The following is a 19331-nucleotide window of genomic DNA, read 5'->3' on the forward strand; positions in this document are numbered from 1 at the left end:
TCAGTGGACTCCATGATGGTGAGGCGCAAAGGGCTGCGACGGCGTGGCAGCATCGATGTGCAGCAATCGATGGGTGCGAGGGTATTCGCCGTGCTCGCTGATGAAATTCAGCAATTCGACATAGGTTTTGCTGCTCTGGCGCAGCGCGGCTTCACGCAGGGCCGGCGACAGTCGCGGGTCCTGCATGGTCTGCAACAGCCGTTGGTGAATGGCGCACAGGTATTCGGCGCTCTCCTCCGGCTGATTCAGGCGTAAGTGCAGGTCCGCCAGGTTGTGATGGGAAATCACGCAAGCCGCCACCGCTTCATCGGGATCCGCCCAGCGCTCGAACAACACCTGTGCGAGCGCCAATGCCTGTAAATAAGCCTCACGAGCATCGACCAGTTCGCCCAACATGAAACAGCGATTGGCTCTTTCGATCGTGCGTTTCCAGTGCTCCATGGTGAGCCTCCAAAGCGGTAGCGGTGTGTTACACGCCGCCCGCGGTCAGTTTTTCCGGGTTGAGCAGCTCTTCCAGCTGGCTGCGCGACAGGTCGGTGTGTTCCAGCGCGACGTCAATCACCGGACGCCCTTGTTGATAAGCCTTCTTGGCGATCTCGGCGGCTTTCTGGTAGCCAATGATCGGATTGAGCGCGGTGACCAGAATCGGGTTGCGGGACAGGGCTTGCTTGATGCGGTCTTCGTTGACCTTGAAGCTGGCGATGGCCTTTTCACCCAGCAGACGGCTGGAATTGGCCAGCAATTCGATGCTGCTCAGCAGGTTCTGGGCGATGATCGGCAGCATCACGTTCAATTCGAAATTGCCCGACTGACCGGCGATGGTAATCACCGTGTCGTTGCCGATGACTTGCGCGGCGACCATCGCGGTGGCTTCCGGGATCACCGGATTGACCTTGCCAGGCATGATCGAAGAACCCGGTTGCAAGGCTTCAAGCTCGATCTCACCCAGGCCTGCCAGCGGACCGGAGTTCATCCAGCGCAGGTCGTTGGCGATTTTCATCAGCGACACGGCGGTGGCCTTGAGCTGACCGGAGACGGCAACGGCGGTGTCCTGTGAGCCGATCAGCGCAAACAGATCGACACCTGGCGTGAACTGCACCTGCGTCAGCTTGCTCAACTGCTGGCTGAAACGTGCGGCGAACTCGGGATGCGCGTTGATTCCAGTGCCGACTGCCGTGCCGCCTTGGGCCAACGATTGCAGGCTTGGCTGCAAGCCCTGCAAAAGGGTGATGTTGGCCTTGAGCTGTTGCGCCCAACCGTTGAGGACCTGGCTCATGCGCACCGGCATGGCGTCCATCAAGTGGGTGCGGCCGGTTTTGACGTGGTGATGCACTTCCCCGGCCTTGAGCTCGATCACTTGCACCAGCCCGCTCAGCGCCGGGAGCAACTGCTCGTGCAAAGCCAGCGCCGCACTGACGTGGATGGTGGTCGGAATGATGTCGTTGCTGCTTTGCCCGCAGTTGACGTGATCGTTCGGGTTCACCGGCTCTCCGAGCAGGCGGCTGGCCAGAGTGGCGATCACTTCGTTAGCGTTCATGTTGGAACTGGTGCCCGAGCCGGTCTGGAAGACATCCACCGGGAAGTGCTGCATGAAATTGCCTTCGAGCAGGCCTTGAGCCGCGTCGACGATGGCTTTGCCCTGGGCTTCGCTGATCTGCTTGAGTTCGATGTTGGCCCGGGCCGCTGCGGCCTTGGCCAGGATCAGCGCGCGGATGAACTGCTCGGGCATCGGTTTGCCGCTGATGGGGAAATTGTCCACCGCACGTTGCGTCTGTGCGCCGTAGAGGGCGTCTTCCGGGACCTGAAGTTCGCCCATGCTGTCGCGCTCAATACGTGTCTTGGTCATCTGTAAATCCTTGCACCAGTTCAGTTAGGGGAATCGAAGGCTGCAATTCGCAGGTCGCCAGTTGCCAGGTGTAGCTCTGCCAGCGCTTGAGGCGGCATTTGCACAAAGACAGGCGTTCGAGCTCGCGCAGAGGGCGCCATGCCTGGTCCAGGCAGTAGGTGCGCCAGTGCCAGGGCAGCGCGACATCGGCGGCGGTGTCGAGCAACAGGCGCAAAGAAGTTTCGGCCACGGTCCAGGGTGAGGTGGCCGTGCAACACGCCAGATATCGGCCTTCAGCCAGGTAGTGATCGATCAGGCGCGGTTCGTCGGGATTTATCGCGCAACGGATCTGGCGACTCATCCAGCGCCAGCTTTCGAGGTACGGCTGCTCGTGCAAGGCAGAACTCATGATCCGGGGCTCATTCGCTAATGAGATTTATTATTAGATGATAATGAGAACCAAAACAAGATCAAAAGATCGCAGCCTTCGGCAGCTCCAACATCGAACTCCCAATGGCTGCGATCTTTTGACCTTCAAAAAAAAACGCGCCACCCGATGGGTGGCGCGCCTTTTTTGTAGAGCCGTCGGGATTTAGCTGCCCGCCACCGTCATTCGCTCGATCAACACGGAACCGGTTCGAATGTTGCTGCGCAGCTCAAGGTCATTACCCACGGCCACGATCTGCTTGAACATGTCGCGCATGTTGCCGGCGATGGTCACTTCCTGCACCGCGAACTGGATTTCACCGTTCTCGACCCAGTAACCCGCCGCACCGCGTGAGTAATCGCCAGTCACCATGTTCAGGCCGTGGCCCATCAGCTCAGTGACCAACAAACCACGGCCCATACGCCGCAGCAAAGCCGCCTGATCTTCGTCGCCATGGGTAACGAACAGGTTATGCACGCCACCGGCATTCGCAGTGCTCGGCATACCCAGTTTGCGGCCGGAATAAGTGCCGAGGATGTAGGAGACCAGCTCGCCTTTTTCCACGAACGGCTTGGCGTAGGTTGCCAGACCATCGCCATCGAACGCTGCACTGCCCATGGCGCGCATCAAGTGCGGACGCTCATCGATGGTCAGCCATTCCGGAAACAGCTTCTGCCCCAGGGTGCCTTCGAGGAACGACGATTTGCGATACAGACTGCCGCCGGAAATAGCCGACAGGAAACTGCCGAACAGGCCGCCCGCCAACTCTGCGGAAAACAGTACCGGCACTTCGCAGGTCGGCACCGGACGCGCACCCAGACGGCTGGCCGCCCGTTGCGCAGCTTTTTGACCGATGCTCACCGGATCCGCCAGCAAATTGCCCTGGCGGTTCACGTCGTACCAGTAATCGCGCTGCATCTGGCCATCGGCCTCGGCGATCATCACGCAGCTCAGGCTGTGCCGAGTCGAAGCATAACCGCCGACAAAACCGTGGCTGTTGCCATACACACGGCAACCCTGATGCGTGCTCAGTGTGGTGCCGTCCGCGTTCTTGATTCGGCTGTCGGCTGCGAATGCTGCTGCTTCACAGGCCAGGGCCTGCTCGATCGCTTGTTCCGGGGTGATATCCCATTGGTGAAACAGGTCGAAATCCTGCACGTCACGCGCCATCAGCGCAGCATCCGCCAGGCCTGAGGCTTCGTCTTCCGAAGTGTGCTTGGCAATGGCCAATGCGGCCGCGACCGTTTCGCGAATCGCATCCGGACCGCTGGCGGAGGTGCTGGCCGAGCCCTTGCGCTGGCCGACATACAAGGTGATGCCAAAACCCTGATCACGATTGAATTCGACGGTTTCGACTTCACGCTGGCGAACCGTGGTCGACAGGCCCTGCTCCAGGGACACCGCCACCTCACAGGCACTGGCGCCCTGGCGCTTGGCTTCAGCGATGATCTGCTCGACTTGTTCCTGCAGTGCCGGCAACGCTTGTGGACCGACGCTTTCAACTGCACTCATGCTGTTCTCCACTCAAATTCTGCTTTCGGTAACGGTCATCGAGCGACCGGGCCGGACAAGCGGCCCCCGACTGGTTATCATGGCGGCGTTTCTTTGCGGACGGCCACCATGGTTGATTCTTACGACGACTCCCTCGATACGGGAGAAAAAAGCAAATCCCAGGTTAAACGCGAGCTGCATGCTCTGGTTGACCTTGGCGAGCGCCTTACAACACTCAAGCCTGACTTGCTGGCAAAACTGCCCTTGACCGACGCCTTGCGCCGGGCTTTGGCCGATGCGCCCAAGCACACCGCGAACATCGCGCGTAAACGGCACCTTCAGTTCATCGGCAAACTGATGCGCGATCAGGACACTGACGCGATTCTGGTTCTGCTCGATCAACTCGATGCCTCCACTCGCCAGTACAACGAACGCTTCCATAACCTGGAGCGCTGGCGCGATCGCCTGATCGCCGGCGACGATGCCGTCCTGGAAAAATTCGTCGTCGACTACCCGGACGCGGACCGCCAGCAATTGCGCTCCCTGATCCGTCAGGCCCAGCACGAGGTTGCACAAAACAAGCCTCCTGCTTCCAGCCGTAAAATCTTCAAGTACATCCGTGAGCTGGACGAGACTCAACGCGGTCTGCGTTAAGCCATCGCAACTCCTGTAGGAGCTGCCGCAGGCTGCGATCTTTTGATCTTCTAAAAAGCAAAAGATCGCAGCCTTCGGCAGCTCCTACAGGGGATGTATCAATCCCTATGCGCCCGTGCCACCCACGGTGATCGCATCAATCTTCAGCGTTGGCTGGCCGACACCGACCGGCACCGACTGCCCATCCTTGCCACACGTCCCCACACCGCTGTCCAGCGCCAGATCGTTGCCGACCATCGACACTTTGCTCATGGCTTCCGGACCGTTGCCGATCAGGGTCGCGCCTTTGACCGGCGCAGTGATTTTGCCGTCCTCGATCAGATACGCCTCGCTGGTGGAAAACACGAACTTGCCACTGGTGATATCCACCTGGCCACCGCCGAGGTTGGCGCAGTAGATGCCGCGTTTGACCGAGGCGATGATTTCTTCCGGATCGCTTTCACCGGCGAGCATGTAGGTGTTGGTCATGCGCGGCATCGGCAGGTGCGCGTAGGATTCGCGACGACCGTTACCCGTGCGGGCCACGCCCATCAGGCGCGCGTTGAGCTTGTCCTGCATGTAGCCTTTGAGTACGCCGTTTTCGATCAGCGTGGTGCACTCGGTCGGCGTGCCTTCGTCGTCGACGCTCAACGAACCGCGACGACCCGACAGCGTGCCGTCATCGACGATGGTGCACAGCTTGGAGGCAACCATCTCACCCATGCGCCCGCTGTAAGCCGAACTGCCCTTACGGTTGAAGTCGCCTTCCAGACCGTGGCCGACCGCTTCGTGCAACAGCACGCCGGACCAGCCGGAACCCAGCACCACCGGCAACGTACCGGCCGGCGCAGGGATCGCTTCAAGATTGACCAGCGCCTGACGCAATGCTTCACGGGCATAGCCCATGGCACGGTCTTCAGCGAGGAAATAACGGTAATCGGTGCGGCCGCCACCGCCATGACCGCCGCGCTCACGGCGACCGTTCTGCTCGACGATCACACTGACATTGAAACGCACCAGCGGCCGCACATCCGCCGCCAGGCCACCATCGGTGGAGGCCACCAGAATCCGCTCCCAGACCCCGGCCATGCTCACGGTGACCTGCTGGATACGCGGATCAAGCGCACGAGTCGCCGCATCGATGCGCTTGAGCAGATCGACTTTCTCGGCACGGCTCAGCACTTCCAGCGGATTGTCCGGCGCGTAGAGTTGCGCGACATCTTGCGAAGTGAACGCCTGCACGGTGCCGTTCTGCCCGGCGCGGGAGATCGACCGGGCGGCGCGGGCCGCTGCGCCCAAGGCCTCCAGAGTGATCGCGTTGCTGTAGGCGAAACCGGTTTTCTCACCCGATTGCGCACGCACGCCCACACCTTGGTCGAGGTTGAAGCTGCCTTCCTTGACGATGCCGTCTTCCAGCGCCCAGGACTCGGAAATCTGCCCCTGGAAATACAGGTCGGCGGCATCGATGCCCGGGCCGGCCAGGTCGCCGAGCACGCCTTGCAGGCTCTCGATCGTTACGCCGCCAGGCGCCAGGAGGTGTTCACTGACTGAGGACAACAACTCGCTCATATGCTTTACGCCTTAAATTCATCGTTCTGAGGCAGGTCGCTGGGCGCCCTGCGAGAAAAAGCGCCGGTGACTGGACACCGGCATCCGCGCCCGGATGGACGCCTGTTCGCTGCTATCGCGTTCGGCCAGCAGCACGGCCTCGCCTTGATCCTGTTGCGCCAGCACCCTGCCCCACGGATCGATGATGGCCGCATGCCCGAATGTTTCCCGCGGCCCCGGATGCGTCCCACCCTGGGCGGCCGCGAGCACATAACATTGCGTCTCGATGGCCCGTGCGCGAATCAGCACGTCCCAATGCGCCGCGCCGGTCACCGCGGTGAACGCCGAGGGGGCGGTAATCAGTTCCGCACCGGCTGCGCGCAATTCGCTGTACAGCTCCGGGAAACGCAAGTCGTAACAGACCGTCAGGCCAACACGGCCAACCGGTGTGTCCGCCACCACGACGCCACTGCCATAAGCATAGTCATCGGATTCGCGATAACGGCCACGATTGTCGGCCACGTCGACGTCGAACAGGTGCAGTTTGTCGTAGCGCGCCACTGTTTCGCCTTGATCATTCACCAACAGCGAGCAGGCATGCACCTTGGCCGCCGGTTGATCCACCGGCGGCAACGGCAAGGTGCCGGCCACTATCCATAACTTGAGGTCGCGTGCGGTCTGTTTCAACCACGGCAGGATCGGGCCTTCGCCCAGGGCTTCGGCACGACCGATGTCGGCAATGTCGCGCCGCCCCATGGCAGCGAAGTTTTCCGGCAGCACGGCAAGCTTCGCCCCGCCGGCTGCGGCCTGCTCCAGCAGGCGTCGGGCCTGGGACAGATTGGCCAGCACATCGCTCTGGCTGACCATTTGAATCACCGCTACAGACATGACCTTTCCTTACTTGAGAAGCGGGCGCCTATCTGTAGCAGCTGCCGCAGGCTGCGTCCGGCTGCGAAGCGGTCGTAAATACAAATACCGCAACCCTTCAGGCAAATCGTGTACTCCGAGCTTGCGACTGCTTCGCAGCCGGACGCAGCCTTCGGCAGCTGCTACGAGGGGATCTGCGCCGTGCCATAAAATCCGTACAACCATGCTACTCCATAGGTTTGGAGATTGGCTTCTCAAAAAGCCTTGTCGAAGGCGATTTTAGGTTCTTTCCACGGCCCCTTGACGGTGTACTTCACACTGGCAAAGCGGGCCACGCGGTCACCGATCAACTTGTCGATCAAAAACAACGCACCACCGATGGCTGGCGCACCGACGATCAGCGCGGCGATCGGCAGGTTGTTGGTCACCGGCAGGGTCACCAGCAGCTTCGCATCGATCTGATCAGCCACCATGTTCAGGGTGCCGTCGAGTTCGATGGTGCTCGACGGGCCGGTCAGGCGGATCGGTTCCTTGGTGACGTACACACCATTGGTCGCCACCAGAAGACCTTTGACCCGGTCATAGCTCAGGCCTTTGCCGAATAGATCGGAGAAGTCCAGGCGCAGGCGGCGGCCAATGGAGTTGAAGTTGAGCAGGCCAAACACGCGCAATGCCTGGGCACTGCCTTCGACTTCGACGAACTGGCCTTCGTTGAGCGAGGCATCCAGGGTGCCCGAGAAACGTTTGGTGGCCAGCCACGCTGGCGATCCCGGCCAACGCCCGTCGACATCCATATGGAAGTCCTTACTGGTGACGCTCGGCGCAAAACCCCAGCCCTTGAGCACGTCCGCGAGGTTCTTACCGCTGGCCCGGCCCTTGAAAAAGCTTGTGCTGGCGCCGGGCACGCCTTCCCAGCCACCGCTGCCCTGCAAAAGGATGCCCTTGAGGCCCATGTCCAGCGAATTGAAGGCAATGCCTTTGGCCGTCGGACGAATCTTCAATGACCAGCCGCCGACCAGGTCGTTGCCCTGGAACACTTGGTTGATGGTGATATCCAGCGCCGGAATTTTCGTCGGGTCCACTGAGGCCAATGGGTCCGGCGAATTCTCGTCAGCCAGGACCGTCGGGTCGGGCGCCGGCAAACGCACGTATTGCAGATTGATCACCAACGGCGCGGCTTTCGCATCGGGGATACTGGCGCTGCCCTTGACCTGCTGACTGTCGAGTTGCAACGCCCAGGCAGACGGTTTGCGGTTCAGTTGTACCGAGGCTTGATCCAGCGTCGTGCCGAGCGCGCTGAGCTTGCCGACCTTGAAGTCGGCGCTGCTGAGTAACTGTTTGGCACTACCGCCCGGATCTTGCCCGGCATACTTGCTCACCAGATCCTGCCATGGGCCTACGTCCAGCTCCGACAGCACGCCACGAATACGCAAGCCTTTAGCACCGGGCAATACTGCGTCGCCGTTGCCAAGGAATAACTCGCCACGGCCCTCGGCAAAGTTGCCCGTCGGTGCGGCAAAGGTGAAATTCGCCAGCTCGCCATAGTTCACCCAGTAGCGTCGCTCCGCGCCTTGCAGGGTCATGCGGAACGTCGTGTCACGCCCCACATCCGCCGTGATGCCGAACGGTGCAGGCAGATCGATGGCGACCCCTTTGAGACTGGAATTGACCATCAACTGACTGTCAGCACCATCCAGAGTCAGTTGCAGTTGATACGGGATCACGCCACTGACCGGTAATGGCTGGGTCACGCTCAGCCAGTCGGTAAGCTTCTTCACTTCAACCTGCCCCGAGGCCACGACCCGGGTATTGAGCTTGCCTTCACGGCCATCGGCAAAAATCTGCGCGTTCACAGGCTTATCGAAGGCCCGCGCAGTGATGTTCTGCCCGCTCAGCCCCTTGGTGCTGTCAAAACGAAAATCACCCTTGAGCTGAGTCAGCTCCAGAGGCGGCTCGGGAAGTTTCAGGCGCGATTTGGCGGTCTTGAAGTCCACCAGGATTTTCGGTTCTTCACCCTTGGCCAGCGGAATATCCAGTTTCAGCTTGCCTTGCAGGTCACCCTCGCCTTCCCAGCCGGCAAAGGTTTCGGCGGTACCGATGGGCGCTTGCTGAAGTATTTTCAAGCCATCGCCAAGACCACCGGCAAACCCGCCGTCGAGAAACAGGTGCGAGTTCTGGCCTTGGGGCACGTGGGGAATGTTGACGTAGATGTCACTGACCTGGGTGTCGAGCAATTGTCCCTTGCTGGCCAGGATGCGCACGCCGCTGTCTTCAACAAACACGTCACCGGTGACCTTGCTGACGTGCGGCCAACCCGGCTGGAACGCCAGTTCGGCATCGTGAACCTTGAAAAACAGGCTGATGCTGCGGTCGGTCTCGGCGGCGCCGTGATTCAGCGAACCTTGATACTGGAAGAAACCTTGATCCACCGCCCCTTTGAGAATCGCCGTGCGCAGCCATTCGTCCAGCGCCGGGCTGAGGACCGTTGGCAGGTACTTGGCGGTGTAACGACCGTCGCCGTCCACCATACCCACCCGAAGGTCCATGTAGTCTTCCCGGGTGTCATCGAAGTACAGGCGAATCAGGAAGTCGCCGGCAATCTTGCCCTCCTCGCCCAGGACCTTCAGGTACGGCGCAATGAGGGTGAAACTGTCTTTGTCGAGTTTCCAGGTCAGGCGCGCGTTGGCCTGGATGTATTGCCATGGCTTGGCGAAAATCGGGTCCAGATGCAGCATGAAATCCTTGCTGTCCATGCGCAATTCGCCATGCCCCAGGTCACCGCTGATGCTGCCCGTGACATTGCGTGCCGCCGGAGCGCCGTGATAAGCGTCGAAGCCCACCTGATCAAGATTGGCGGCGAAGCTGAACCGGCTGTCGTCCGTGGCATTGGGTTTGATGTCGAGCAGTACATTGCGCAGCCCGCCTGTGACTTTGAGCCGGTCGACCACCGTGGCAACGCCTTCCGGCAAAGGTGCCAGGGCATTGAGCAACGGGGTGAGCGGGGTCAGGTCGAGGCGGTCGGCTTGCAGGTGCCAGAGCTCTTCCGACTTGTCCGAGGCCGCGGTTTGCTTAAGCTGTAGATGCGTCTCCCAACGACTTTCGCCCAGGTTCATGGCCAGCGAGTCCAGCGTGACCAGCACGCCGTCGGCGTTGCGCTGGAAGTAGCCGTTGAGTGCCAGATTGCTGATCTTGACCGGTTTGCGTTCGGCGTAGGCGCCGTTGAGTTGCGGCGCATTCAGGCGCACCGCCGCACTCTGCAGGGTGCCCTGCCCCCAGGTAACCCACACCTCACCACCGGCCTTGATCTCGGAAAAATTCCATTGCTGCGTCAGGCGTTCCGGCAGCCATTTCGACCAATCGCTCTGCGGCAGGCTCACGTAAGCCTCGGCTTCGCCATTCTTCCACTCACTGGCACGGATGCGGGTGCGTAGGCTCATGGCCACTGGCTGCCCGTCCGGCAGGGTCAGGCGGGCATCCAGCCGCTGACGAACGGCACCGGTTTTCAGACTCAGGCCGACATATGTCAGGGTTAGCGGCGACTCGCCAAACGCCTGCAAGGTGACCTGGCTGTCGAGCACCGCCAAGCGCTGGATCATCTGCATGCGATTGAGCAATTGCTCCGGGTCAAGCGGCTGATCATCCTTGACCGGCAAGCCTTCCAGCGCCCACTGGCCGTCCTCGCCTTCCTTGAGGCTGATCTTCAGGCCATTGAGTTCCAGATGGGCGATGCGCACGTCGCGGGCCAGCAGACTGGCCCACAAGTCCGGGACCACGCGCACTTTTTCCAGGTGCAGGGCGTTGGCGCCGTCACCGACCGTCACATCGTGGGCCGACAGAATCGGCGCGAAGCCACTCCAGCTACCTTGCAGCTCGCCAACTTGCAGCGGCATGCCCAAAGCCTCGCTGGCTTTGGTTTCGACTTCGGCGCGGTATTCGGCCACCAGCGGCGTCAGTTCCCGGCCAAGACTGACGTACAACGCCATCAACACCAAAACCAACGCGCACAGGCCCAGACCCCAGCGGGTCAATGCGGCCAATATGCGTGTCAGACGCTCCATGTCAGTTGGCTCCCATGGCAAAAGTTTTGCAAAAAGCTGAGGCCAGCCATTGTGGAAAAATCAAGACGCAGCGACTCAGAGCAGCACCACGTCGTATTGTTCCTGGGAATACATGGTTTCCACCTGAAAACGAATGGTGCGCCCGATGAAGCCTTCGAGCTCGGCGACGTTCCCCGACTCTTCGTCGAGCAGACGGTCGACGACTTTCTGGTTCGCCAATACACGATAGCCTTCCGCCTGATAGGCGCGAGCCTCACGGAGAATTTCGCGGAAGATTTCGTAGCAAACGGTTTCCGGCGTCTTCAACTTGCCGCGCCCCTGGCAACTGGTGCACGGTTCGCAGAGCACTTGTTCGAGGCTTTCACGGGTGCGCTTGCGGGTCATCTGCACCAGGCCCAGCTCGGTGATGCCGATGATGTTGGTCTTGGCGTGATCACGCTCGAGCTGTTTCTCCAGCGTGCGCAGCACTTGGCGCTGGTGCTCTTCATCTTCCATGTCGATGAAGTCGATGATGATGATCCCGCCCAGGTTACGCAGGCGCAGCTGACGAGCAATGGCGGTCGCGGCTTCGAGGTTGGTCTTGAAAATGGTTTCTTCGAGATTGCGATGCCCGACGAACGCGCCCGTGTTGACGTCGATGGTGCTCATGGCTTCAGCCGGGTCGACCACCAGGTAGCCACCGGATTTGAGCGGCACTTTGCGCTCCAGGGCTTTCTGGATTTCGTCTTCGACGCCATACAAATCGAAAATCGGCCGTTCGCCCGGGTAGTGCTCCAGACGATCGGCGATCTCGGGCATCAATTCGGCGACGAACTGTGTGGTTTTCTGGAAAGTTTCCCGGGAGTCGATACGGATTTTCTCGATCTTCGGGCTCACCAGGTCACGCAGGGTGCGCAGCGCCAGGCCGAGATCTTCGTAGATCACGCTCGGTGCGCTGATGGTTTTGATCTGCTCGCTGATCTGATCCCACAGCCTGCGCAGGTAACGGATGTCCATGAGGATTTCGTCAGCCCCGGCCCCTTCGGCCGCGGTACGCAGGATGAACCCGCCCGCTTCCTTGATGCCTTCTTTGGCGACGCAATCGGTGACCACTTGTTTGAGGCGCTCGCGCTCGGCTTCGTCTTCGATTTTCAGCGAAATGCCGACATGCGCGGTGCGTGGCATGTACACCAGATAGCGCGAAGGGATCGACAATTGCGTCGTTAATCTTGCGCCTTTGGAGCCGATCGGATCTTTGGTCACCTGGACCACCAGGCTCTGGCCCTCATGCACCAGCGCGCTGATGCTCTCGACCGCCGGGCCTTCGCGCAGGGAAATTTCCGATGCATGGATGAAGGCCGCGCGATCCAGGCCGATGTCGACAAATGCCGCCTGCATGCCGGGCAATACCCGCACAACTTTGCCTTTATAGATGTTGCCGACGATCCCGCGCTTTTGCGTGCGCTCGACATGGACCTCTTGCAGGACACCGTTTTCGACCACCGCCACGCGCGATTCCATCGGCGTGATGTTGATCAGGATCTCTTCACTCATGGCAGGGTCTCGTTCAGGCATGTTCACGATAATGGCCGCATCGGGTCAGTACGACGCTTAACGCGCGTTATGGGTTTGCCAACAGGGTATGCCGAAATGGCCGAGCAGTTCTGCGGTTTCGCACAGCGGCAGTCCAACCACCGCCGAGTAACTTCCAGCGAGCCCGGCGACAAACACCGCGCCCAGCCCTTGTATACCGTAGCCGCCGGCCTTGTCCTTCGGTTCGCCGCTGGCCCAATAGGCTGCGGCTTCGTCGCGACCGATCTGGCGAAAACGAACCTGGCTGGTGATCACCCGCGACTCGCAACGCTCGCCGTCGAGCACGGCAATTGCGGTCAGCACCTGATGCTCGTTGCCGGACAACATCATCAGCATGGCGCACCCGTCAGCTTCATCAACCGGTTTGCCAAGAATTTTTCCGTCGAGCACTACGGCGGTATCGGCGCCGAGCACGCAGAACGACTCTTCAGACACGACCGAACGACGCCCGGCCTCGGCCTTGCCGCGCGCGAGGCGCTCGACATAGGCCGACGGGGTTTCGTGAGTCAAAGGGGTTTCATCGATGTCCGCGCTGATGGCGCTGAACGGTACGCCGATCTGCGTGAGCAGTTCACGCCGACGCGGCGAGCCAGAGGCGAGGTACAACCGTTTCATCAAGACCTCTCCCTGTCTAATGCTTGAGCGAATTAATTGATTTTGTAACGTCGACGCAGTCCGCGCAAACCGAAGCTGATCCAGGGCCACAGCAAGGCACTGACCAATGCCGGTAGCACCAGCGCCAGCGTTGGCTGACGGTTACCGGTCAGAGCGCTGAGCCACAACTGAACAAGTTGCGCGAGGCCGAAGATCACCAGGATCACCAAGCTTTGCTGCCACATCGGGAACATCCGCAGACGCTGCTGCAGCGCCAGTACCAGGTACGTGATGAGGGTCAGGATCAAAGCATTCTGGCCCAGCAATGTGCCGTAAAGCACGTCTTCGGCCAGGCCCAGGCACCACGCAGTGACCATTCCGACTTTTTGCGGCAGGGCTAACGCCCAGAACGCCAGCAGCAAGGCCAGCCACAGCGGACGCAGGATTTCCATGAATTGCGGCAACGGCGAAACGCTGAGCAGCAAGCCGATGGCGAAGGTCAGCCAGACGATCCAGCCATTTCGGGAGGCAGTGACACCGACCATTATTCTCGTCCCCCAGTGGTAGCCGGCGCGGAGACAGGCGGTTTGGCAGCAGGCTTCACGACGGCAGGTTGAGCTGCCGGTGGTTTGGCGGGTGCAGCAGGTGTCGCTGCCGGCGGTTTAGTGGCGACCGGGTGCGTGGCCGTTGGCTTGACCGGCGTAGAAGCAGCCGGCGCTGCCGCCGGGACTGCTGGCGCGGCCGGTGCTGCGGGAGCCGCGACGGCTGCCGGCACCAGCGCCGGTTTCGGCACAGTCGCCGGAATGATCGGCCCACCGCCCTGCGCATCCAGAGACTCCTGCGCCTGGGCGGCGTCATTGGCACGCTCTTCCGGGGTGCGGGTGTCGCTGAACACCAGCAACAGGTAGCGGCTGCGGTTCAACGCAGCGGTCGGTACGGCACGCACGATGGCGAATGGCTGGCCGGAATCGTGAATCACTTCCTTGACCGTCGCCACCGGATAACCTGCCGGGAAACGCTGGCCCAAGCCAGAGCTGACCAGCAGATCGCCTTCCTTGATGTCGGCGGTGTCAGCCACATGACGCAGCTCCAGGCGTTCCGGATTACCGGTACCGCTGGCAATCGCCCGCAGACCATTGCGATTCACCTGCACGGGAATGCTGTGGGTGGTGTCGGTGAGCAACAGGACGCGGGAGGTGTACGGCATCAACTCGACCACCTGGCCCATCAGGCCACGGGCATCGAGTACCGGCTGACCGAGGACCACACCGTCGCGCTCACCTTTATTGATGATGATGCGATGGGTAAACGGATTGGGGTCCATGCCGATCAACTCGGCCACTTCGACCTTCTCGTTGACCAGTGCCGAGGAGTTGAGCAACTCGCGCAGCCGAACGTTCTGCTCGGTCAGGGCCGCCAGCTTCTGCATGCGCCCCTGCAATAGCAGGTTTTCAGTCTTGAGTTTTTCGTTTTCGGCGACGAGTTCGGTCCGGCTGCCAAACTGGCTGGCCACACCTTGCCATAGCCGCTGCGGCAGGTCGGTGATCCAGTAAGACTGCATCAACACCAGCGACATTTGGCTACGCACTGGCTTGAGCAGTGTGAAGCGGGCATCGACCACCATCAGCGCGACCGAAAGCACGACCAGCACCAACAAGCGCACGCCCAGTGAGGGACCCTTGGTGAAAAGCGGTTTAATAAGCCGCTCCTCCCAGGCAAATATTCTCTTTATTCATACGGCAGCAAACCGGCCTGGATGCAGAGTGACAGAAGATAAACGCGAACAGGCAGCACTGCAAAGTGCCGCCTGCGCGCTCAACAGCATAGAGGCGATCCGGCGACTTACTCGCTGGAAAGCAGGTCCATGGTGTGTTTATCCATCATTTCCAATGCACGGCCACCGCCACGAGCTACGCAGGTCAGCGGATCTTCGGCAACGATCACCGGCAGACCGGTTTCCTGGGCCAGCAACTTGTCGAGGTCACGCAGCAAGGCGCCACCACCGGTCAGTACCAGACCACGCTCGGCGATGTCGGAAGCCAGTTCCGGAGGCGATTGCTCCAGGGCGCTTTTCACAGCCTGAACGATAGTGGCCAGGGACTCTTGCAGAGCTTCCAGCACTTCGTTGGAGTTCAGGGTGAATGCACGTGGAACGCCTTCGGCCAGGTTACGGCCACGAACGTCGACTTCACGCACTTCACCGCCCGGGTAGGCAGTGCCGATTTCCTGCTTGATGCGCTCTGCGGTGGATTCACCGATCAGGCTGCCGTAGTTGCGACGTACATAAGTGATGATCGCTTCGTCGAAGCGGTCGCCACCCACACGTACGGATTCGGCGTAAACCACACCGTTCAGGGAGATCAATGCGATTTCAGTGGTACCACCACCAATATCCACGACCATCGAACCGCGAGCTTCTTCTACCGGCAGGCCGGCACCGATCGCAGCAGCCATTGGCTCTTCGATCAGGAACACTTCACGGGCACCGGCACCGAGGGCCGATTCACGGATGGCACGACGCTCAACCTGGGTGGATTTGCATGGAACGCAGATCAGCACACGAGGGCTAGGCTGCAGGAAGCTGTTTTCGTGCACCTTGTTGATGAAGTACTGCAGCATCTTTTCGCAGACGCTGAAGTCGGCGATCACGCCGTCCTTCATCGGACGAATGGCAGCAATGTTGCCCGGCGTACGACCCAGCATGCGCTTGGCTTCGGTGCCGACAGCAACGACACTTTTCTGGTTACCGTGTGTCCGAATGGCCACAACCGATGGCTCATTCAGGACGATACCGCGCTCGCGCACGTAAATAAGGGTGTTGGCAGTGCCCAGGTCAATGGAAAGATCGCTGGAAAACATGCCACGCAGTTTCTTGAACATGGGAAAGGGACCCTAGGCAACGCGTGGGTAAAAAAGTGCGGCAAACTCTAACAACGACAGGGATTTTGGGCAAGGCGCCAATATGTTAAATTGGCCGCTTTTCTGTGCACCAAGCCCCACAATCGCGGCCTTATGACCGTAGAAGTGCGGTAGTGTTCCGACAATCTAACACACGGACGCCGTCCGTTTTGTTTTCCACTGGAGAATCCCAATGGCGCTAGAACGCTCCGACGTGGAAAAAATCGCTCATCTGGCCTGTCTTGGCCTCAATGATGCCGATCTTCCACACATCACTTCGGCCCTCAACAGCATTCTCGGGCTGGTCGACGAAATGCAGGCGGTCAATACCGACGGTATCGAACCGCTGGCCCACCCACTGGAAGCCAGCCAGCGCCTGCGCGCAGACGTCGTGACCGAGACCAATAACCGCGAGGCCTACCAGTCCATCGCACCAGCGGTCGAAAACGGCCTGTACCTGGTTCCGAAAGTCATCGACTAAAGGGAAAGAGCCTGCAATGCATCAATTGACTCTGGCCGAGATCGCCCGCGGACTCGCCGATAAAAAGTTTTCCTCCGAAGAGCTGACCAAAGTCCTGCTGGCGCGCATCGCGCAGCTCGATCCGCAGCTCAACAGCTTCATTAGCCTCACCGAAGACCTGGCCCTGACGCAGGCGAAAGCCGCTGACGCCCGCCGCGCTAATGGTGAGAGCGGCGCCCTGCTCGGCGCGCCGATCGCCCACAAAGACCTGTTCTGCACCCAGGGCATTCGCACCAGCTGCGGCTCGAAGATGCTCGACAACTTTAAAGCACCGTACGACGCCACCGTCGTCGCCAAGCTGGCCGCTGCCGGGGCCGTGACCCTGGGCAAGACCAACATGGACGAATTCGCCATGGGGTCGGCCAACGAGTCGAGCTATTACGGCGCAGTGAAAAACCCGTGGAACCTGGAACACGTACCGGGCGGTTCGTCGGGTGGCTCTGCCGCCGCCGTCGCCGCTCGTCTGCTGCCAGCAGCCACCGGCACCGACACGGGCGGCTCCATTCGTCAGCCCGCTGCCTTGACCAACCTCACTGGCCTGAAACCGACGTACGGTCGTGTTTCGCGCTGGGGCATGATCGCCTACGCGTCCAGCCTCGATCAGGGTGGCCCGATGGCGCGCACTGCCGAAGACTGCGCAATTATGTTGCAAGGCATGGCCGGCTTCGATCCAAACGACTCCACCAGCATCGATGAGCCCGTGCCGGACTACAGCGCCAGCCTCAATGGTTCGCTGCAAGGCCTGCGCATCGGCGTGCCGAAAGAGTATTTCAGCGCCGGTCTCGACCCGCGCATCGCCGAGCTGATCCACAACAGTGTCAAGGAACTGGAAAAGCTTGGCGCCGTGATCAAGGAAATTAGCCTGCCAAACATGCAGCACGCGATTCCTGCGTACTACGTGATCGCCCCGGCGGAAGCTTCGTCGAACCTGTCGCGTTTTGACGGCGTGCGCTTCGGCTATCGCTGCGAAGATCCGAAAAACCTCGAAGACCTGTACAAGCGCTCCCGTGGCGAAGGTTTCGGGCCGGAAGTGCAACGTCGGATCATGGTGGGTGCTTACGCACTGTCTGCCGGTTACTACGACGCTTACTACCTCAAGGCACAGAAGATCCGTCGCCTGATCAAGAACGACTTCATGGCGGCCTTCAATGAGGTCGACATCATCCTCGGCCCAACCACGCCGAACCCGGCCTGGAAGCTCGGCGCCAAGAACAGCGACCCGGTCGCTGCGTACCTGGAAGACGTCTACACCATCACCGCCAACCTCGCAGGCCTGCCAGGCCTGTCGATGCCGGCCGGTTTTGTCGACGGTCTGCCGGTTGGCGTGCAATTGCTCGCCCCGTATTTCCAGGAAGGCCGCTTGCTCAACGTTGCGCACCAGTATCAGTTGAACACTGACTGGCACACCCGCACCCCAACCGGCTTCTGAGGAGACACACATGCAATGGGAAGTCGTGATCGGGCTGGAGATTCACACCCAGCTCACCACCCGGTCGAAAATCTTTTCCGGTAGTTCCACCACGTTCGGCTCCGAGCCGAACACCCAGGCCAGCCTCGTTGACCTGGGCATGCCCGGCGTGCTGCCGGTGCTGAATCAGGAAGCGGTGCGCATGGCGGTGATGTTCGGTCTGGCGATTGACGCCGAGATCGGCCAGCACAACGTGTTCGCCCGTAAAAACTACTTCTACCCGGATTTGCCGAAGGGCTACCAGATCAGCCAGATGGAATTGCCGATCGTCGGCAAGGGCCACCTGGACATCGCGCTGGAGGACGGCACGGTCAAACGTGTCGGCATCACCCGCGCGCACCTGGAAGAAGACGCCGGCAAGAGCCTGCACGAAGAATTCAGCGGCGCCAGCGGCATCGACCTGAACCGTGCCGGCACGCCGTTGCTGGAAATCGTTTCCGAGCCGGACATGCGAAGTGCCAAGGAAGCCGTGGCCTACGTCAAGGCGATCCACGCACTGGTGCGCTACCTGGGCATCTGCGACGGCAACATGGCCGAAGGCTCGTTGCGTTGCGACTGCAACGTGTCGATCCGTCCGAAAGGCCAGATCGAGTTCGGCACTCGCTGCGAGATCAAGAACGTCAACTCGTTCCGTTTCATCGAGAAGGCGATCAACAGCGAAATCCAGCGTCAGATCGAATTGATCGAAGACGGCGGCAAAGTGATCCAGCAGACCCGCCTGTACGATCCGAACAAGGACGAAACCCGTCCGATGCGCAGCAAAGAGGAAGCCAACGACTACCGTTACTTCCCCGATCCGGACCTGCTACCGGTGGTCATCGAGAACTCGTTCCTCGACGACGTACGCGCCACCCTGCCGGAATTGCCACCGCAAAAACGTGAGCGCTTCCAGGCGCAATTCGGTCTGTCGGTCTACGACGCCAGCGTTCTGGCCACCAGCCGCGAGCAAGCCGATTACTTCGAGAAAGTCGCGAGCATCGGCGGCGACGCCAAGCTGGCGGCGAACTGGGTAATGGTCGAGTTGGGCAGCCTGCTCAACAAGCAAGGCCTGGACATCGAGCAGTCGCCGGTTTCCGCCGAGCAACTGGGCGGCATGCTGTTGCGCATCAAGGACAACACTATCTCCGGCAAAATCGCCAAGGTGGTGTTTGAAGCGATGGCCAACGGCGAAGGCAGCGCGGACGAGATCATCGACAAGCGCGGCCTCAAGCAAGTGACCGACACCGGCGCCATTTCGGCGGTGCTGGACGAAATGCTTGCAGCCAACGCCGAGCAGGTCGAGCAATACCGTGCGGCAGACGAAGCCAAGCGCGGCAAGATGTTCGGCTTCTTCGTTGGCCAGGCCATGAAAGCCTCCAAAGGCAAGGCCAACCCGCAACAGGTGAACGAATTGCTGAGAAGCAAACTCGAAGGCTGATGCAAATGGAGCC

Annotated in this window: 16 protein-coding genes; 4 read left to right on the top strand and 12 right to left on the bottom strand. The window is 60.5% G+C overall.

Translation table 11 applies throughout. The features are described 5' to 3' along the window. The 4 genes from KVG88_RS09850 to pmbA all read right to left on the bottom strand — a co-directional run bounded on the left by KVG88_RS09850 (nucleotide 1) and on the right by pmbA (nucleotide 3764). On the bottom strand, nucleotides 1-441 hold the full coding sequence (locus KVG88_RS09850; RefSeq protein ID WP_150703625.1) for a DUF2753 family protein: 441 nt from the start codon (nucleotides 439-441) through the stop codon (nucleotides 1-3). Between the two features lie 28 nt (nucleotides 442-469). Beyond that, on the bottom strand, nucleotides 470-1846 hold the full coding sequence (locus KVG88_RS09855; RefSeq protein WP_217871220.1) for a class II fumarate hydratase: 1377 nt from the start codon (nucleotides 1844-1846) through the stop codon (nucleotides 470-472). Then, the gene (locus KVG88_RS09860; protein WP_150703623.1) at nucleotides 1827-2234 is read right to left on the bottom strand and encodes a FagA protein; all 408 of its coding nucleotides are present in this window, start codon (nucleotides 2232-2234) and stop codon (nucleotides 1827-1829) included. The genes KVG88_RS09855 and KVG88_RS09860 overlap by 20 nt, the downstream gene beginning before the upstream one ends. Before the next feature lie 183 nt (nucleotides 2235-2417). Then, the gene (gene pmbA, locus KVG88_RS09865; protein ID WP_217871221.1) at nucleotides 2418-3764 is read right to left on the bottom strand and encodes a metalloprotease PmbA; all 1347 of its coding nucleotides are present in this window, start codon (nucleotides 3762-3764) and stop codon (nucleotides 2418-2420) included. Nucleotides 3765-3872: 108 nt separating this feature from the next. Here pmbA and yjgA point away from each other — a divergent pair, with 108 nt between their 5' ends. After that, the gene (yjgA, locus tag KVG88_RS09870) at nucleotides 3873-4397 is read left to right on the top strand and encodes a ribosome biogenesis factor YjgA (protein WP_008054354.1); all 525 of its coding nucleotides are present in this window, start codon (nucleotides 3873-3875) and stop codon (nucleotides 4395-4397) included. Nucleotides 4398-4502: 105 nt separating this feature from the next. On the opposite strand, the gene tldD is transcribed toward yjgA, so the two are convergent. The 8 genes from tldD to mreB form a co-directional block, all read right to left on the bottom strand. Next, on the bottom strand, nucleotides 4503-5945 hold the full coding sequence (tldD, locus tag KVG88_RS09875) for a metalloprotease TldD (protein ID WP_150703621.1): 1443 nt from the start codon (nucleotides 5943-5945) through the stop codon (nucleotides 4503-4505). Nucleotides 5946-5963: 18 nt separating this feature from the next. After that, the gene (locus KVG88_RS09880) at nucleotides 5964-6812 is read right to left on the bottom strand and encodes a carbon-nitrogen hydrolase family protein (protein ID WP_217871222.1); all 849 of its coding nucleotides are present in this window, start codon (nucleotides 6810-6812) and stop codon (nucleotides 5964-5966) included. A 233-nt stretch (nucleotides 6813-7045) separates the two neighbouring features. Continuing rightward, nucleotides 7046-10849, bottom strand: coding sequence for a YhdP family protein (locus KVG88_RS09885; RefSeq protein WP_217871223.1), 3804 nt, complete (start codon nucleotides 10847-10849; stop codon nucleotides 7046-7048). A 75-nt stretch (nucleotides 10850-10924) separates the two neighbouring features. Next, the gene (gene rng, locus KVG88_RS09890) at nucleotides 10925-12382 is read right to left on the bottom strand and encodes a ribonuclease G (protein ID WP_150703618.1); all 1458 of its coding nucleotides are present in this window, start codon (nucleotides 12380-12382) and stop codon (nucleotides 10925-10927) included. Nucleotides 12383-12439: 57 nt separating this feature from the next. Further along, nucleotides 12440-13036 carry a Maf family protein gene (locus tag KVG88_RS09895; RefSeq protein ID WP_217871224.1) on the bottom strand — a complete coding sequence of 199 codons (597 nt, stop codon included), beginning with the start codon at nucleotides 13034-13036 and terminating at the stop codon, nucleotides 12440-12442. A 32-nt stretch (nucleotides 13037-13068) separates the two neighbouring features. Then, nucleotides 13069-13560 carry a rod shape-determining protein MreD gene (gene mreD, locus KVG88_RS09900; protein WP_056855017.1) on the bottom strand — a complete coding sequence of 164 codons (492 nt, stop codon included), beginning with the start codon at nucleotides 13558-13560 and terminating at the stop codon, nucleotides 13069-13071. After that, nucleotides 13560-14714: a rod shape-determining protein MreC gene (gene mreC, locus KVG88_RS09905; RefSeq protein WP_217871321.1), complete on the bottom strand. Its 1155-nt coding sequence runs from the start codon at nucleotides 14712-14714 to the stop codon at nucleotides 13560-13562. The genes mreD and mreC overlap by 1 nt, the downstream gene beginning before the upstream one ends. 143 nt (nucleotides 14715-14857) lie before the next feature. Beyond that, a complete protein-coding gene (mreB, locus tag KVG88_RS09910; RefSeq protein ID WP_002555108.1) occupies nucleotides 14858-15895 on the bottom strand; it encodes a rod shape-determining protein MreB in 1038 nt (345 codons plus the stop codon). A gap of 211 nt (nucleotides 15896-16106) precedes the next feature. Between mreB and gatC the strand changes: the two genes are divergently transcribed. Genes gatC through gatB form a run of 3 tightly spaced genes read left to right on the top strand, consistent with a single transcriptional unit; the run spans nucleotide 16107 to nucleotide 19318 of the window. Beyond that, the gene (gene gatC / locus KVG88_RS09915) at nucleotides 16107-16394 is read left to right on the top strand and encodes an Asp-tRNA(Asn)/Glu-tRNA(Gln) amidotransferase subunit GatC (protein ID WP_007976465.1); all 288 of its coding nucleotides are present in this window, start codon (nucleotides 16107-16109) and stop codon (nucleotides 16392-16394) included. Nucleotides 16395-16410: 16 nt separating this feature from the next. After that, a complete protein-coding gene (gene gatA, locus KVG88_RS09920) occupies nucleotides 16411-17862 on the top strand; it encodes an Asp-tRNA(Asn)/Glu-tRNA(Gln) amidotransferase subunit GatA (RefSeq protein ID WP_150703615.1) in 1452 nt (483 codons plus the stop codon). A 10-nt stretch (nucleotides 17863-17872) separates the two neighbouring features. Beyond that, entirely contained in the window at nucleotides 17873-19318 is a 1446-nt protein-coding gene (gene gatB / locus KVG88_RS09925) for an Asp-tRNA(Asn)/Glu-tRNA(Gln) amidotransferase subunit GatB (protein ID WP_217871225.1), read from the top strand. Nucleotides 19319-19331 lie beyond the last annotated feature (13 nt).

Origin of the sequence: Pseudomonas azerbaijanoccidentalis (assembly GCF_019145495.1) — a bacterium.
GTDB classification, from domain to species: Bacteria; Pseudomonadota; Gammaproteobacteria; order Pseudomonadales; family Pseudomonadaceae; genus Aquipseudomonas; species Aquipseudomonas azerbaijanoccidentalis.